Below are 14,443 nucleotides of genomic sequence, written 5' to 3'. Positions count from 1 at the left end.
GTACGGGGTTGCGCGGGTGGGGTGCACGGAGAAAGTAGGCTGAGCCTGCCCGCACAGTGGGCACGCAGCAGCACACCGTCCCAGGGAGAAACCAATGGCACCCGGCCTGCCCACCGCCATGGACCGACCGCACTTCATCGGCATCGGCGGCGCCGGAATGTCGGGCATCGCGAAGATCCTCGCGCAGCGCGGAGCCCAGGTCGCCGGCAGCGACTCCCGGGAGTCCGCCACGGCCGGGGCGCTGCGCTCGCTCGGTGTCACGGTCCACATCGGCCACGACGCCGCGCACCTCGCGCCGGACGCCACCTGCGTCGTCGTCTCCTCCGCGATCCGTGCCGACAATCCCGAGCTGGCCCGCGCCACCGAACTCGGCATCCCGGTCGTCCACCGCTCCGACGCCCTCGCCTCGCTCATGGACGGCCTGCGCCCCATCGCGGTCGCCGGTACGCACGGCAAGACGACGACCACGTCGATGCTGGCGGTGTCCCTGTCCTCCCTGGGCCTCGACCCCTCGTACGCCATCGGCGGAGACCTCGACGCCCCCGGCTCGAACGCGCTGCACGGCGCGGGCGGGATCTTCGTCGCCGAGGCCGACGAGTCGGACCGCAGCTTCCACAAGTACGCGCCCGAGGTCGCCATCGTCCTCAACGTCGAGCTCGACCACCACGCCAACTACGCGTCGATGGACGAGATCTACGAGTCCTTCGAGACCTTCGCCTCCAAGATCGTCCCCGGTGGCACGCTCGTCATCGCCGCGGACCAGTCCGGCGCGGTCGAGCTGACCCGCCGGCTGCGGGACACGACGTCCCTGAAGGTCGTCACCTACGGCGAGTCGGAGGCGGCCGACGTCCGCATCCACAAGGTCACCCCGCGCGGCCTGACCAGCGAGGTCACCGTCCTCCTCGATGGCAAGCTGCTCACGTTCACGGTCTCGGTCCCCGGCCGTCACTACGCGCACAACGCGGTCGCGGCGCTCGCCGCCGGCGTCGCGCTCGGCATCCCCTCCCGCAACCTGGCCGCGGCGCTGAAGTCGTACACCGGCGTCAAGCGCCGCCTCCAGCTCAAGGGCGAGGAGAACGGCGTACAGGTCATCGACTCGTACGCGCACCACCCCACCGAGATGTCCGCCGACCTCGAGGCGATGCGCTCGGCCGCGGGGGAGGGGTCCCGGATCCTCGTCGTCTTCCAGCCCCACCTCTTCTCCCGCACCCAGGAGCTCGGCAAGGAGATGGGCGACGCCCTCGCCCTCGCCGACGCGTCCGTGGTCCTGGACATCTATCCGGCCCGCGAGGACCCGATCCCCGGCATCACCAGCGGCCTCATCATCGACGCGGCCCGCGCCGCGGGCGCCGACGTGGACGCCGTCCACGACAAGGCGACCGTGCCCGACGTGATCGCGGGAATGGCCAAGCCGGGCGACCTTGTTCTCACCATGGGCGCGGGTGACGTCACGGAGCTCGGCCCGCAGATCCTGGATCGCCTTGCCAAGTGAAGGACTGAGCTGAATGTCGTACGACGTCGAAAAGCCGGACGAGGAGTGGCGCGCGGAGCTGACCCCGGCGGAGTACGCGGTACTGCGCCAGGCCGGCACCGAGCCCGCCTTCGTCGGTGAGTACACGGACACCAAGACCGAGGGTGTCTACTCCTGTCGCGCGTGCGGCGCGGAGCTCTTCACCTCGGGAGAGAAGTTCGAGTCGCACTGCGGCTGGCCGTCCTTCTTCGACCCGAAGGACACGGACGCCGTCGAGCTGATCTCGGACCGCTCGCACGGCATGGTCCGCACCGAGGTGCGCTGTGCCCGCTGCGGCTCGCACCTCGGCCACGTCTTCGAGGGCGAGGGCTACGCGACCCCGACGGACCAGCGGTACTGCATCAACTCGATCTCACTGCGGCTGGCGCCGGAAGCGGGCTGAGCCGGGCTCGGGGCTCCGGCGGAGGCTCAGTCCTCCGCCGGCGTCTCCGGCCGCATCATCGGGTGGACGACGCCCGGGAAGACGCGAGCCCGGACCACCGGCTCCGCGGAGCCGCCCTGCACGACAGTCTCGGCGATACCCCAGGGGCGGCCGGGCAGGACGACGGTCAGCGTGTACGTCGACGCGCAGCCCATGCAGTCGTACTTGTCCATCCACGTCTCGACGTCCGTGAGGCTGCCCGGGGTGCGGCCCACGTGGCGGTGGCGGGCGTGGCAGCGGTCGCACTTCTCGCCGGGCTCGCAGGTGCCGCCGCAGGGGCAGGGGACGTCCAGGGAGTCCGCGGGCCGCCAGCGCTGGGTGCGCACGGCCTCCGCGGTGGCGCCCATGTCCTTCATCGCCTTGAGGTTCTTGGCGGCGACGACGTACGACTCTCCGGTCGACGTCATCCGGTGCCGGATCACGTGCTTGCGTCCGCGGTTCGTCGTCATCTGGTTCCTCCTGGGTTCACGCAGCCCGCCAGGAGGCCCACGAGATCGTTCCTCCCCCACGGTACCGGGCCCGGCGGGTGCGCCGGGCCACGAGAGACCGGGGGAGACGTCAGCCGAGGGCCGTGGCAACCGGGAGCTCCGTCACATGGGCCGGCCCGCGGGCCCCGGGTTTCTGGGCGCCTGGCAGCTCGTGTGGCAGGACGAAGGAGGCCACGGTGACTGCTGACGGTCGGTGAGGGGGGACGGGAGGTCACTGCCTGCGCCGCACCACCGGGGCCCGTCACACCCAGGGCGCACAAGGGCGGGCGGCGGCATCGGGGACAATGAAGGCTCCAATCGGTGCGCAGGCGGCGACGCCGTGCCCGTCGAGCAGACACCACGTAGGAGACCGGGCCCGTTGTCCCAGAAGCGCGAAAACCGTCCTGAGGCCGTGGCGTCCGACGGGACCGTCCCGGGCGCCACGGCCCTCCAGGGCACCTCCGTCCCGGGCACCGGCACAGTTCCGGAGGCCGGGCACCGCCGCCGGCTCGACCTGCGCGCCGACTGCGGGAACTGCTTCGGGCTGTGCTGTGTCGCCCTGCCCTTCGCCAAGTCCTCCGACTTCGCCGCGAACAAGCCCGCGGGCCAACCGTGCCGCAACCTCCAGGACGACTTCCGCTGCGGCGTCCACGCCACGCTCCGTGACAAGGGCTACTCGGGCTGCACGGTCTTCGACTGCTTCGGTGCCGGCCAGCAGGTGTCACAGGTCACGTTCGGCGGTGAGGACTGGCGTACGTCGCGCGGGACCGCGCGCAAGATGTTCGACGTCTTCCCCGTCATGCGCCAACTGCACGAACTGCTCTGGTACTTGACCGAGGCGCTGGAGCTGGAGCGGGCCCGCCCGGCGCACCAGGAGGTGCGGCGCGCCCTCGACGGGATCGAGGAACTCACCCGCGCCGACGCCGCCACCCTCGCCGCGGCCGACGTCCCCACCCTCCGCGGCGAGGTCAGCGAGACGCTCCTGAAGGTCAGCGAACTCGTACGGGCGGCCGTGCCCGGCCGCAGGAAGAACCACCGGGGCGCCGACCTGATGGGCGCCCGCCTCAAGGGCGCCGACCTGCGGGGCGCCAACCTGCGCGGCGCCTACCTGATCGCGGCCGACCTCACCGGCGCCGACCTGCGCGAGGCCGACCTCATCGGGGCCGACCTCCGCGACGCGCGCCTTCAGGGCGCCGATCTGACCGGCAGCATCTTCCTCACGCAGGCGCAGGTCAACGCGGCCCGCGGGGACGGCTCGACGAAGATCCCGGCCTCCTTGAGCCGTCCCGCGCACTGGTAGGCACCTGCGAGTCGTCAGATCCCCAGGGACTTCCTCAGGAAGTCGAGCTGGAACAGCAGCAGGTTCTCCGCGACGTCCTCCTGCGTGACCATGTGCGTCGCGCCCGGCAGCGGAAGCACCTGGTGGCTGCGGCCCGCCGCGAGCAGCGCCGCCGACAGGCGCAGGGTGTGGGCGACCGCCACATTGTCGTCGGCGAGCCCGTGCACCAGCAGGAGCGGGCGGCGCAGCAGCGGCGCGTCGGCGATCAGGGAGCAGCGCTCGTAGTTCTCGGGCTCCTCGTCGGGATGGCCGAGATAGCGCTCCTTCCAGTGCGTGTCGTACAGCCGCTGGTCGGTGGGCGGCGCGCCCGCCACCGCCGCGTGGAAGACGTCGGGCCTGCGCAGCACGGCGCCCGCGGCCAGGAACCCGCCGAACGACCAGCCTCGGATCGCGACCCGCGTCAGGTCGAGGTCGGGGAACTCCGCCCCGGCCGCCTGCACGGCGGCGACCTGGTCGTCCAGGGCGTGGGTCAGGATGTCGCCGCGGATCTCCTTCTCCCACGCGGGGCCACGCCCCGGGGAGCCGCGCCCGTCCGTGACCAGGACCGCGAAGCCCTGCTCGGCGAACCACTGCGACAGATGCGCGGGCCAGCCGAGGCCGCGCGTGGCAACCAGCAGGTGCTGGCCCCCGTACGGGTTCACCAGGACGGGGAGCGTGGCGCTGCCCGGTGTGTGCCACGACGGCAGGAACAGCTGGCTGCGCAACTCCCGCTCGCCGAGCCGCAGATGGACGGGGCGCGTGGGGACGACGGGACGCTCGGCGAGCGAGGCGATCTCCCCGTCGGGGCTGCCTTTCTTCGTCACCTCTACGGTCACGGCGTCCTCCCGGCGGCTCACCAGGACCGTGGTGCCGCCCGCGGAGACCGCCGTGTGCACGCCCGGCGTGTCCGTGAGCCTGACGCAGCCCGCGTCGGGCGCCCAGGTCCACACATGGGTCTCGGTGGGTTCGTCACCGCCCTCGAACAGCACCGACTCGCCCTGGACACCGAGGACTTGACGGACCTGGAGGCCCACCGGGGTCACCGGCTTCCCGGCCACGACGAGGCGGCGGGTGTCCTGCTCGTCGCGGGTCGTCACCAGCGCGCCGGACGCCGTACGGCACGGGGCGCCGGGGACCAGCTCGACCCAGGCCGCGTCGCGCTGCTCGTCCAGGAGCCGGGTGGCGCCCGTCGCCGGGTCCACGGCCAGCGTGCGCAGCGTCCGCTGGTCGCGGCTCTGCACCGCGGCGAACGGGCCGTGCGCGTCCCACCCGGCCACGGGCACGTACTCGAACCCCCCACGATCCCAGTCCACTTCGGCCCGCGAGCCGTCCAGGTGCAGCACATGGAGCGACACGTCGGCGTTGGCCGTGCCCGCCGCCGGGTAGCGCACGGCGCGCGGCGGCGCCGAAGGGTCGGCCGGGTCGGAGAGGTACCAGCGCTGCACGCGCGCCGTGTCCACGCGCGCGGCGAGCAGCGCGCCGCCGTCGGGCGCCCACCAGTGACCGCGCGGCCGGCCCATCGACTCCGAGGACGCGTGGTCGGTCAACCCGTAGGTGATGTCGGGGCCTTCGGGCGCCGCGAGGAGCCGGTCCTCGCCGTCGAGTGTGACCACGTGCAACGCGTCGCCGGTGACGTACGCGACGAGCCGGCCGTCGGGGGACAGGCGCGGGTCCACGACCGGGCCCGCCGCCGACACGGGGAACGGGACGCCGTCCGCGACACGGACCGCCCAGAGCGCTCCCGACAGGGCGTACACGACAGTGCGGCACTCGGCGTCGGCCGAGTACGAGACGAGCCCGACCGCGCTCTCGCGCGCCCGCTCCCTGCGGACCCGCTCGGCGGCCGGCACGTCTCCCGCGCGCGCGGTGCGCGAGACTTTCACGAGGACGCGCTCCGCACCGTCCTCGTGGAGCCACAGGGCGCTCACGGGGTCGGCGCCGCCGCCCGTGCGCAGGAACAGGACGCGCCCGCCGTCCGCCGAGACCGTGAACCGGCTCGGGGCGCCCAGGGCGAAGCGGCGGGTGCGGGCGTACTGGCGCGGGAAGTCTCGGGCATCGTCCATGAGGGCACTCTGGCATGTCCCGCTGACACCCCGTCGGGTGGGCGACGGGGCGGGCCGCCGATCCCGTCAGCTGTCGGACTTTTCCCGCACCACCACGACCGAGCAGTGCGCGTGCTGCGTCACCTGCTGGCTCACCGAGCCGAGCAGCGCCCCCTTGAAGCCGCCGTAGCCGCGGGTGCCGACGACCAGGAGGTCGGCGGCCCCGGACGCCTCGACGAGGACCTTCGCCGCGGGCCCCTGCACGATGCGGCTGTGCACCGGGACGGGCGGGCTCTCGCCGACCGTCTCCGTGACGATGTCGATGAGCTTCCCGCGCGAGGTCTCCCCTGGGGAGAGCAGCTCGCGACCGCCCGCCACCGTGGCGCCGTCGGCGGGCCCGCCGAGGTTGAAGGGGTTCGTGGACCACTCCCAGCTCATGACGGCGTGCACCCGGCCGCCGACGAGCGTGGCCTGCCGCACGGCCCAGCGGAGGGCTTCCTTCGAGTGCTTCGAACCGTCGACACCTACGACGATCAACGGCTCCGTGGCCTGGCTCACCGAAGACTCCTCAGATGGGGATCGGGTGGACTTGGGTACCGCCCTTTTCCCCGTCCGCGCGCCCCTCAGTCACGGGTTCACGCGATGGTGCGATCATGTGCCGCCGTCCGGATGCCCGCCGGGGGCCACGGGTAGGGCCGGGCCATGACGCAGCCGTTCGAACTGCCGCACTTCTACATGCCGTACCAGGCGCGGCTCAATCCACACCTCGACGAGGCGCGGGCGCACTCCACGCAGTGGGCGCGCGAGATGGGCATGCTGGAGGGGTCCGGCATCTGGGAGCAGAGCGACCTCGACGCGCACGACTACGGACTGCTGTGCGCGTACACCCACCCTGACTGCGACGGGCCCGCCCTGTCGCTCGTCACCGACTGGTACGTGTGGGTCTTCTTCTTCGACGACCACTTCCTGGAGACGTTCAAGCGGACCATGGACCGTGGGGGCGGCAAGGCCTATCTGGACCGCCTGCCCCTGTTCATGCCGATGGACCTGTCGACCCCCGTGCCCGAGCCGCAGAACCCCGTCGAGGCGGGCCTCGCCGACCTCTGGGCGCGCACCGTGCCCGCCATGTCGGTGGGCTGGCGCAGAAGGTTCGCCGAGTCGACCGAACACCTCCTCAACGAGTCGATGTGGGAGCTGTCCAACATCAACGAGGGGCGGATCTCCAACCCCGTCGAGTACATCGAGATGCGCCGCAAGGTCGGCGGCGCGCCCTGGTCGGCGGGGCTCGTCGAGTACGCGACCTCCGAGGTGCCCGCGTCCGTCGCCGGGTCGAGGCCGCTGCGCGTGCTGATGGAGACGTTCTCCGACGCCGTGCACCTGCGCAACGACCTCTTCTCGTACCAGCGGGAGGTCGAGGACGAGGGCGAGCTGAGCAACGGCGTGCTCGTCCTGGAGACCTTCTTCGGCTGTACGACGCAGGAGGCGGCGCAGACCGTCAACGACATCCTCACCTCACGCCTCCACCAGTTCGAGCACACCGCGCTCACCGAAGTGCCCGCCCTCGCCGTCGAGAAGGGGCTCACGCCGCCCGAGGTCGCCGAGGTCGCCGCGTACACGCGGGGTCTCCAGGACTGGCAGTCCGGCGGCCACGAATGGCATCTGCGCTCCAGCCGGTACATGAACGAGGGGGCGACCGGGAGCAACCCCCTGGCGGGGCCCACCGGGATCGGCACGTCCGGTGCGGACGTCGGGGCGCTGCTCGCGGCGGCCGGCGCCGAACGGCTGCGCGCCTACGCGCATGCGCCGTACCAGAAGGTGGGCCCGTCCCTCCTCCCCGACTTCTGCATGCCTTTCCGGCTCCGGCTGAATCCCGGCCTGGAGGAGGCCCGCCGGCGCATCATGCCGTGGGCGCACACCATGGGCATCCTGGAGGAAGGTGTCTGGGACGAGGACAAGCTCGCCGCCTACGACCTGCCCCTGTGCTCGGCCGGCATCGACCCGGACGGGGACCAGGACGCCCTGGACCTGAGCGCGCACTGGCTGGCCTGGGGGACGTACGGGGACGACTACTACCCGCTTGTCTTCGGGCACCGGCGTGACCTCGCCGCGGCGAAGCTGTGCACCGAGCGGCTCTCCGCGTGCATGCCCGTCGACGGCGGTGAGATCCCGCCGCCCGTGAACGCGATGGAGCGCGGCCTCACCGACCTCTGGGCCCGCACCGCCGCCGGGATGACGACCGCGCAGCGGCGCACCCTGAAGGCGTCCGTCGACGTCATGACGCAGAGCTGGGTGTGGGAGCTGTCCAACCAGCTCCAGAACCGCATCCCGGACCCCGTCGACTACCTGGAGATGCGCCGCGCCACCTTCGGCGCCGACCTCACCATGAGCCTGAGCCGGATGGGTCACGGCCCGGCCGTGCCGCCCGAGATCTACCGCAGCGGCCCCGTCCGCTCACTGGAGAACGCGGCCGTCGACTACGGGATGCTCCTGAACGACGTGTTCTCGTACCAGAAGGAGATCGAGTACGAGGGCGAGATCCACAACGGCATCCTCGTCGTGCAGAACTTCTTCGGCTGCGACTACCCGGCCGCGCTCGGCGTCGTGCACGACCTGATGACGCAGCGCATGCAGCAGTTCGAGCATGTCGCCACCCATGAATTCCCCGTCCTCTACGACGACTTCAAGCTGTCGCGGGAGGCTCGGGCGATCATGGAAGGCTATGTGGTGGAGCTCCAGAACTGGATGGCCGGAATCCTCAACTGGCACCGCGACTGCCGCCGTTACGGAGCCGCCGACCTGGCCCGGCGCGCGCATGGCTTCGTACCGGGGCAGTTGCCGAACCTTTTCGGCCGGAATGAGGGATTCACGGAACCCTCGTGGGGTGTGGTGAGTCCTGTGGGGTGAAGGCGGCCACTGACCGGCCGCACCACGGGGGATGCAACACAGAACACGGGGGTGTTCTCACCATGACCGACATCATCGAGAGGATCACGGGCGGCCTGGCGGGCGCGGCGCGGGATGCCGCGCCCGCCGCGGCGGACGGTGAACTCACGCCGTACGCCGCGCCGTTGACCGTTCCTCCCGTCCTGCGGCCCGACTCCACGGACGTCCTGCGGGAGACCGAGATCGCACTGCGGCCGACGTGGGTGCGGCTGCACCCGCAGCTCCCGCCGACGCTCATGTGGGGTTACGGCGGATCGGTGCCGGGGCCGACCATCGAGGTCCGGCGCGGGCAGCGCGTTCGCATCGCCTGGACCAACCGCATCCCGAAGGGCAGCGAGTACCCGGTCACCGCCGTCGAGGTGCCGGCGGCGAACCCCAACCCGAGCACCGAACCGGGCCGCGGCGGCGTCCCGCCGATCGCGGACGTCGCCGCCCTGCCCGCCTGGACCGTCACCCACCTGCACGGCGCGCAGACGGGCGGCGGCAACGACGGCTGGGCGGACAACGCGGTGGGCTACGGCGACGCCCAGCTCTCCGAGTACCCGAACGACCACCAGGCGGTCCAGTGGTGGTACCACGACCACGCCATGAACGTGACGCGGTGGAACGTCCACACGGGCCTCTACGGCACCTACCTCGTCCGCGACGACGAGGAGGACGCGCTCCAACTCCCTTCCGGAGAACGGGAGATACCGCTCCTCATCGCCGACCGGAACATCGACACGGACGAGGACGGCGCGCTCAACGGCCGACTGCTGCACAAGACCGTGATCGTCCAGGAGAAGAACCCGGAGACGGGCAAGCCGGTCTCCGTGCCCTTCGCGGGCCCGTACACCACCGTCAACGGCCGCATCTGGCCCTACGCCGAGGTGGACGCGGCCTGGCACCGCTTCCGCCTGGTCAACGCGTCGAACGCCAGGATCTACGACCTCGTCCTGATCGACGAGGACGACAACCCGGTGCCGGGCGTCCTGCATCAGATCGGCAGCGACGGCGGGCTTCTCCCGCGCCCGGTGCCGGTCGACTTCGACGAGGCGCTGCCCACGCTGACCGTCGCCCCGGCCGAGCGCATGGACCTGCTCATCGACTTCCGCGCGCTCGCCGGACGCCGCGTACGCCTCGTCAACAAGGGCGCGGGGCAGGCGCCCGGCGTACCCGACCCGGCGAACAACGTGCGCTATCCGCACGTCATGGAGTTCCGCGTCGGTGAGTGCGGCGTGGACGACCCGTTCGAACTGCCCGAGGTCCTCTCGGGCTCCTTCCGCCGGCTGACGCACGACATCGAGCACGGGCATCGCCTCATCGTGCTGACCCCGCCCGCCACGAAGGGCGGCGGCGGCCACCCCGAGATCTGGGAGATGACCGAGGTCGAGGCCACAGAAGGCTCCGAGGAACTTGAGCTCCCCGCGGACGGTGTCATCCAACTCCGCGGCGCCGACGGTACGTTGAAGACGTACCGCCGCACCTCTCGCACCTTCGACGACGGCCTCGGCTTCACCGTCGCGGAGGGCAGTTACGAGCAGTGGAGCTTCCTGAATCTCGCGGTGAACCCGCCCGTCGTGCACCCCATGCACATCCATCTCGCCGACTTCCAGATCCTCGGCCGTGACACCTACGACGTGTCGGGGTTCGACGTGACGGCCGGCGGCACGCGCGCGCCGCTCGCGCCCGACCCGGCCACGCCGGTCCCGCTCCCGCCGAACGAGCGCGGCCACAAGGACGTCTTCCGGGCGCTACCCGGCCAGATGCTCCGCGTCATGGGCCGGTTCGACGGCGCGTACGGGCGCTTCATGTACCACTGCCATCTGCTGGAGCACGAGGACATGGGCATGATGCGGCCGTTCGTGGTGATGCCCGCCGAGGCGATGAAGTTCGGCCACGGGGCGGCGCACGGCGGACATGGGGGGCACGGACAGCACGGCGGCTGACCGGATGCCAGAAATGCCCGGTTCAGTCTCACTCGTTCGGGAATCGTCGCGCCGGATGCGGACGGGTAGAGCTTTGGCCGGAGGTGGGCCATGGAACAGACCGCGTTGCGCCCCAAGTCGATGCCCGGAGCTCCGCGTCGTGAGGCGGCGGCCGCCCGGGGGAACGGTTCGGGCGGCCGCCGCCCGCACGCGGCGCGGCGCCGTGGCAAGCGCCTCGTCACCCTGCTGCTCGGCCTGCTGTTCGGGGCCGTGCTCGTGCTGTCCGGCGTCGGCCTCGGCACGGTCGGCGCGGCCGTCATAGGCATGAGCAAACTGGCCGAGATGCAGCAGCAGGCGGGGGCGGCGCCGCGGCCTCCCGCGCTCGCGCCGTCCCGTCCGCCGGCCGCCTCCACCTCCCCGTCGCCTTCCGTCCGCCCCGTGCGGGCGGCGCTGGGCGTCGAGGCGGTGGACGAGCCCAACGGGGCGGGGGCGCTGCTCGTGGGCGTGCACGTCCCCGGTCCCGGCTACACGGCCGGTCTCGTCCGGGGCGATGTGCTGACCGCCTTCGGCGGGACCCGGATCGGCTCGGCGGGCGCGCTCGCCCAGGCGGTGGAGGCCGCGCGCCCGGGACGGCAGGTCACGCTGACGGTCCGGCACGAGTCGGGCGCGCGCCAGGTGCTGGCGGTGACTCCTGGGGTGGTGACCTAGGGGATCGCCGGGGGACCGCTCTCGCTCCGAGAGGGGATCACACGACCCGGAAGTGCGTCGTCAGTCGCCGCTCGTCGTCGAGGATGTGGAAGGCCAGACCCACCGGAGCGTTCCGGTCCGCCACACCCTCGCCCTCCCAGGGCAGCCGCAGCGTCCACGTGACGCCCGGGCCGATCACCAGGGGGCGGTTCGCGAACACGGTGGCGGCCGGGGTGTGCGCGTGCCCCGCGATGATCCCGGCGATCTCCGGCCGCCGCTCCAACAGGGCGGCCAGGGCCTGCGGTTGGGCCAGCTGGTACGCGTCGGGCAGCGGGTGGTGCAGCGCCACCGGCGGGTGATGGAACGCGAGCAGGACGGGCGTCTCGCCGTCGAGCCCGTCGAGGGTGTCCTCCAGCCAGCCGTATGTCTCCTCGTCGAGCCGTCCCTCGTCTGCGCCCGGAATGCTGGAGTCGCACATGAGGACCATGGCGCCGCCCACGCGGTGGGCGCGGTTCACCGGCCCCTCGGCGGCGGCTTCGCGGAGCAGCGCCTTGCGGTAGGGCGCCCGGCTGTCGTGGTTGCCGGGACAGGTCAGGACGGGGAAAGGCAGGACGGGGAAGGGCGGGCCGGGGGGCGGCGGGCCGCCGTCGTTCGGCCTGCCCTTGTGCAGCCCGAGCAGCTCCGCCGCCTCCTCGTACTCGGACTCCGCGCCGTGGTCCGCGATGTCGCCGGTGACGAGGAGGGCGTCCACGGGGCCCGGCAGTGCCCGGAGGTGGTCGATCACGCGCCGGGCGCGCTCCGTGGCGCGCGGGGTCCCGTCGAGGTGCAGGTCGCTGATCTGGGCCAGCACAAGCATGGTCGTATGTCCTTCGGAGAAGGGGCTAACGGATAAGGTCGATCTAACCATTACTTGTAATGGTTGTTCAATGGGTTGGCGTTAGATGGTGGTCCGGCCGGTTGGCGCGCGCATGCGGGAACGGACTCGCGTCAGGCCCGGCGGGCGGGCAGGATGCTGCCCGTACGTCCTTTTTGTAGAAGCGATGTTCAGCTCGGAGTACCCGGAGGACCGGATGACCGCCACGCCCGCGCCGTTCACGGCCGACGACTACAAGGCCCGCATGGAGCGCGCCGCCCGGTCCGCGGCCGACGCGGGACTCGCCGGCGTCCTCGTCGCCCCCGGCCCCGACATGGTCTGGCTCACCGGCTACTCGCTCACGGCCGACACCGAGCGCCTCACGATGCTCGTCCTCATCCCGGGCCAGGACCCCGTCCTCGTCGTGCCGACCCTGGAGGCGCCGGACGCCGCGAAGGCGGTGGGGGCGGAGGCCCTCACCCTGCGGGACTGGACCGACGGCAAGGACCCGTACGCGGTGACCGCTCCCCTCCTCGACGTCTCCGGGCGCTTCGGCGTCAGCGACAACGCTTGGGCGATGCACCTCATCGGGCTGCAGAAGACGTTGCCCGACACCTCGTACGCCTCGCTCACGGAGGCACTGCCGATGCTGCGCGCCGTCAAGGACGCGGCCGAACTCGAACGGCTCACGGCCGCCGGCGAGGCGGCCGACGCCACGTACGAGGAGATCAAGAAGGTGCCCTTCGCGGGCCGCAGGGAGACCGACGTCGCGGGCGATCTCGCCGATCTGCTGCGGCAGTTCGGCCACTCCCAGGTCGACTTCACCGTCGTCGGGTCGGGCCCGAACGGCGCCAACCCGCACCACGAGGCGGGCGAGCGCGTCATCGAGAACGGCGACATGGTCGTCCTCGACTTCGGCGGCCTCAAGCACGGCTACGGCTCCGACACCTCCCGCACCGTGCACGTCGGTGAGCCGACCGCCGAGGAGCGGCGCGTCCACGACGTCGTGCGCGAGGCGCAGGCGGCGGGCTGCGCGGCGGTCGAGCCGGGCGCCGCCTGCCAGGACGTCGACCGCGCCGCCCGCGCCGTGATCACCGAGTTCGGCTACGGCCAGTACTTCATCCACCGCACAGGCCACGGCATCGGCGTCACCACCCACGAGCCGCCCTACATGATCGAGGGTGAGGAACAGCCCCTCGTCCCCGGGATGTGTTTCTCCGTGGAGCCGGGCATCTACCTTCCGGGCCGCTTCGGCGTGCGGATCGAGGACATCGTGACGGTCACCGAGGACGGCGTACGACGGCTGAACAGCACGTCGCGGGACATGGCGATCGTGAGCTAGACGCCATGCCCGACGCCCCGCGGCCCACCCAGGAGACCGTACGAAGACTGCTGGGCGCCCTCCTCCCGGACAGCGGGCAGCTCGACGTCAGTGCCGTGGGCGAGGGCGGTGAGCACTCCACCTGGTGGGTCGGCACCCGCTATGTGCTGCGCCTCGCCCTCGATGCGCCGGCGTCCGTGCGCCAGCGCCGCGAGATCAGGCTCCGCGACCTCGTGCGCCAGCACGTCGGCATCGCCGTGCCCGCCTCGCTCGCGTCCGGCGAGTGGGCGGCCGGGTGCACGTACTCCCTCGACACACGGCTGCGGGGCGCGTCGGGCGAGGTCGTCGACGTGACCGCGGTCGGCGAGGAGGATCTCGCGGGGCTGCTCGGCGGGCTGCGGGAGGTGCCCACGGCGCGGGCCGAGGCTCTCGGGCTCGCGAGGACGGCGCCGCGCTCTCTCGACGTGCTGCTCCGGGAGGCGGCGCGGTCCGCCGAACTCCTCGGCGGTGACGGCGAGTTCGAACCCGCGCGGCTCGCGCAGCTGACCGCGCAGGCCGCCGCTCAGCTCGCCCCGCAGCCCGGCGTCGTCGTCGTCCACCACGACCTCAAGGGCGAGCACCTCACCGTGACCCCCGACGGCCGGGTGCGCGGCGTCCTCGACTGGTCCGACGCCGTCATCGGCGACCCGGCCGAGGACATCGCGGGTTTGAGCATCGCGGTCGGTGCCCGCGCGGCCGTCCGCGCGGCGACCCTCGCCGGTTACGGCGCCCGCGCCAGCCTGCGCGGCCTGTGGCTGGCCCGCTGCGACACGCTCGTACGCCTCGGCGAGCGCCTCCACGGCACGGACGGCAGCCCCGTGCCGATGCTGCGCACCCAGCTGGAGCGCGCGTGGGAGGCGATCCTCCTCGAACTCGTGACGGAGCTCGCCGACAAGGAACCGGAGACCGGCTGA

Annotated in this window: 12 protein-coding genes; 8 read left to right on the top strand and 4 right to left on the bottom strand. The window is 72.2% G+C overall.

The window, feature by feature from the left end; translation table 11 throughout:
• The first annotated feature begins 94 nt into the window (after positions 1-94).
• The gene (gene murC, locus ACWFR4_RS07425) at positions 95-1,492 is read left to right on the top strand and encodes a UDP-N-acetylmuramate--L-alanine ligase (RefSeq protein ID WP_453651347.1); all 1,398 of its coding nucleotides are present in this window, start codon (positions 95-97) and stop codon (positions 1,490-1,492) included.
• Between the two features lie 13 nt (positions 1,493-1,505).
• Complete coding sequence (gene msrB / locus ACWFR4_RS07420) at positions 1,506-1,913, top strand: peptide-methionine (R)-S-oxide reductase MsrB (RefSeq protein WP_453459461.1); 408 nt, start codon at positions 1,506-1,508, stop codon at positions 1,911-1,913.
• 26 nt (positions 1,914-1,939) lie between these two features.
• Here msrB and ACWFR4_RS07415 read toward each other — a convergent pair whose 3' ends face one another.
• Positions 1,940-2,401 carry a hypothetical protein gene (locus ACWFR4_RS07415; RefSeq protein WP_453651345.1) on the bottom strand — a complete coding sequence of 154 codons (462 nt, stop codon included), beginning with the start codon at positions 2,399-2,401 and terminating at the stop codon, positions 1,940-1,942.
• 532 nt (positions 2,402-2,933) lie between these two features.
• Between ACWFR4_RS07415 and ACWFR4_RS07410 the strand changes: the two genes are divergently transcribed.
• Positions 2,934-3,719 (top strand): pentapeptide repeat-containing protein, encoded by a 786-nt coding sequence (locus ACWFR4_RS07410; protein WP_453651433.1) that lies wholly within the window; start codon positions 2,934-2,936, stop codon positions 3,717-3,719.
• Between the two features lie 14 nt (positions 3,720-3,733).
• Here the strand turns inward: ACWFR4_RS07410 and ACWFR4_RS07405 are convergent, their stop codons facing one another.
• Together ACWFR4_RS07405 and ACWFR4_RS07400 are read right to left on the bottom strand one after the other, a co-directional pair.
• Complete coding sequence (locus ACWFR4_RS07405) at positions 3,734-5,800, bottom strand: prolyl oligopeptidase family serine peptidase (protein ID WP_453651343.1); 2,067 nt, start codon at positions 5,798-5,800, stop codon at positions 3,734-3,736.
• Between the two features lie 66 nt (positions 5,801-5,866).
• On the bottom strand, positions 5,867-6,337 hold the full coding sequence (locus ACWFR4_RS07400; protein ID WP_453651341.1) for a universal stress protein: 471 nt from the start codon (positions 6,335-6,337) through the stop codon (positions 5,867-5,869).
• Between the two features lie 144 nt (positions 6,338-6,481).
• Here ACWFR4_RS07400 and cyc2 point away from each other — a divergent pair, with 144 nt between their 5' ends.
• The 3 genes from cyc2 to ACWFR4_RS07385 all read left to right on the top strand — a co-directional run bounded on the left by cyc2 (position 6,482) and on the right by ACWFR4_RS07385 (position 11,337).
• Positions 6,482-8,683, top strand: a complete 2,202-nt coding sequence (gene cyc2 / locus ACWFR4_RS07395; RefSeq protein ID WP_453651339.1) for a germacradienol/geosmin synthase Cyc2 — start codon at positions 6,482-6,484, stop codon at positions 8,681-8,683.
• Positions 8,684-8,745: 62 nt separating this feature from the next.
• Positions 8,746-10,650, top strand: coding sequence for an O-aminophenol oxidase PhsA (gene phsA / locus ACWFR4_RS07390; RefSeq protein ID WP_453651337.1), 1,905 nt, complete (start codon positions 8,746-8,748; stop codon positions 10,648-10,650).
• 90 nt (positions 10,651-10,740) lie between these two features.
• On the top strand, positions 10,741-11,337 hold the full coding sequence (locus tag ACWFR4_RS07385; protein ID WP_453651335.1) for a PDZ domain-containing protein: 597 nt from the start codon (positions 10,741-10,743) through the stop codon (positions 11,335-11,337).
• A gap of 37 nt (positions 11,338-11,374) precedes the next feature.
• Here the strand turns inward: ACWFR4_RS07385 and ACWFR4_RS07380 are convergent, their stop codons facing one another.
• Positions 11,375-12,172: a metallophosphoesterase gene (locus ACWFR4_RS07380; RefSeq protein ID WP_453651333.1), complete on the bottom strand. Its 798-nt coding sequence runs from the start codon at positions 12,170-12,172 to the stop codon at positions 11,375-11,377.
• Positions 12,173-12,386: 214 nt separating this feature from the next.
• Here ACWFR4_RS07380 and ACWFR4_RS07375 point away from each other — a divergent pair, with 214 nt between their 5' ends.
• The gene (locus ACWFR4_RS07375; RefSeq protein ID WP_453467628.1) at positions 12,387-13,511 is read left to right on the top strand and encodes a M24 family metallopeptidase; all 1,125 of its coding nucleotides are present in this window, start codon (positions 12,387-12,389) and stop codon (positions 13,509-13,511) included.
• A gap of 5 nt (positions 13,512-13,516) precedes the next feature.
• A complete protein-coding gene (locus ACWFR4_RS07370) occupies positions 13,517-14,443 on the top strand; it encodes an aminoglycoside phosphotransferase family protein (RefSeq protein WP_453467621.1) in 927 nt (308 codons plus the stop codon).

Source organism: Streptomyces sp. NPDC055140 (assembly GCF_053607285.1).
Note: the sequence above shows the minus strand (reverse complement) of the source record. Positions and strands in the feature narration are given on the sequence as shown.

Bases quoted from the DNA above. Each gene is read 5' to 3' on its own strand.
- murC (WP_453651347.1), top strand. From the start codon at position 95: ATGGCACCCGGCCTGCCCACCGCCATGGACCGACCGCACTTCATCGGC.
- msrB (WP_453459461.1), top strand. From the start codon at position 1,506: ATGTCGTACGACGTCGAAAAGCCGGACGAGGAGTGGCGCGCGGAGCTG.
- ACWFR4_RS07415 (WP_453651345.1), bottom strand. From the start codon at position 2,401: ATGACGACGAACCGCGGACGCAAGCACGTGATCCGGCACCGGATGACG.
- ACWFR4_RS07405 (WP_453651343.1), bottom strand. From the start codon at position 5,800: ATGGACGATGCCCGAGACTTCCCGCGCCAGTACGCCCGCACCCGCCGC.
- cyc2 (WP_453651339.1), top strand. From the start codon at position 6,482: ATGACGCAGCCGTTCGAACTGCCGCACTTCTACATGCCGTACCAGGCG.
- phsA (WP_453651337.1), top strand. From the start codon at position 8,746: ATGACCGACATCATCGAGAGGATCACGGGCGGCCTGGCGGGCGCGGCG.
- ACWFR4_RS07385 (WP_453651335.1), top strand. From the start codon at position 10,741: ATGGAACAGACCGCGTTGCGCCCCAAGTCGATGCCCGGAGCTCCGCGT.
- ACWFR4_RS07380 (WP_453651333.1), bottom strand. From the start codon at position 12,172: ATGCTTGTGCTGGCCCAGATCAGCGACCTGCACCTCGACGGGACCCCG.
- ACWFR4_RS07375 (WP_453467628.1), top strand. From the start codon at position 12,387: ATGACCGCCACGCCCGCGCCGTTCACGGCCGACGACTACAAGGCCCGC.
- ACWFR4_RS07370 (WP_453467621.1), top strand. From the start codon at position 13,517: ATGCCCGACGCCCCGCGGCCCACCCAGGAGACCGTACGAAGACTGCTG.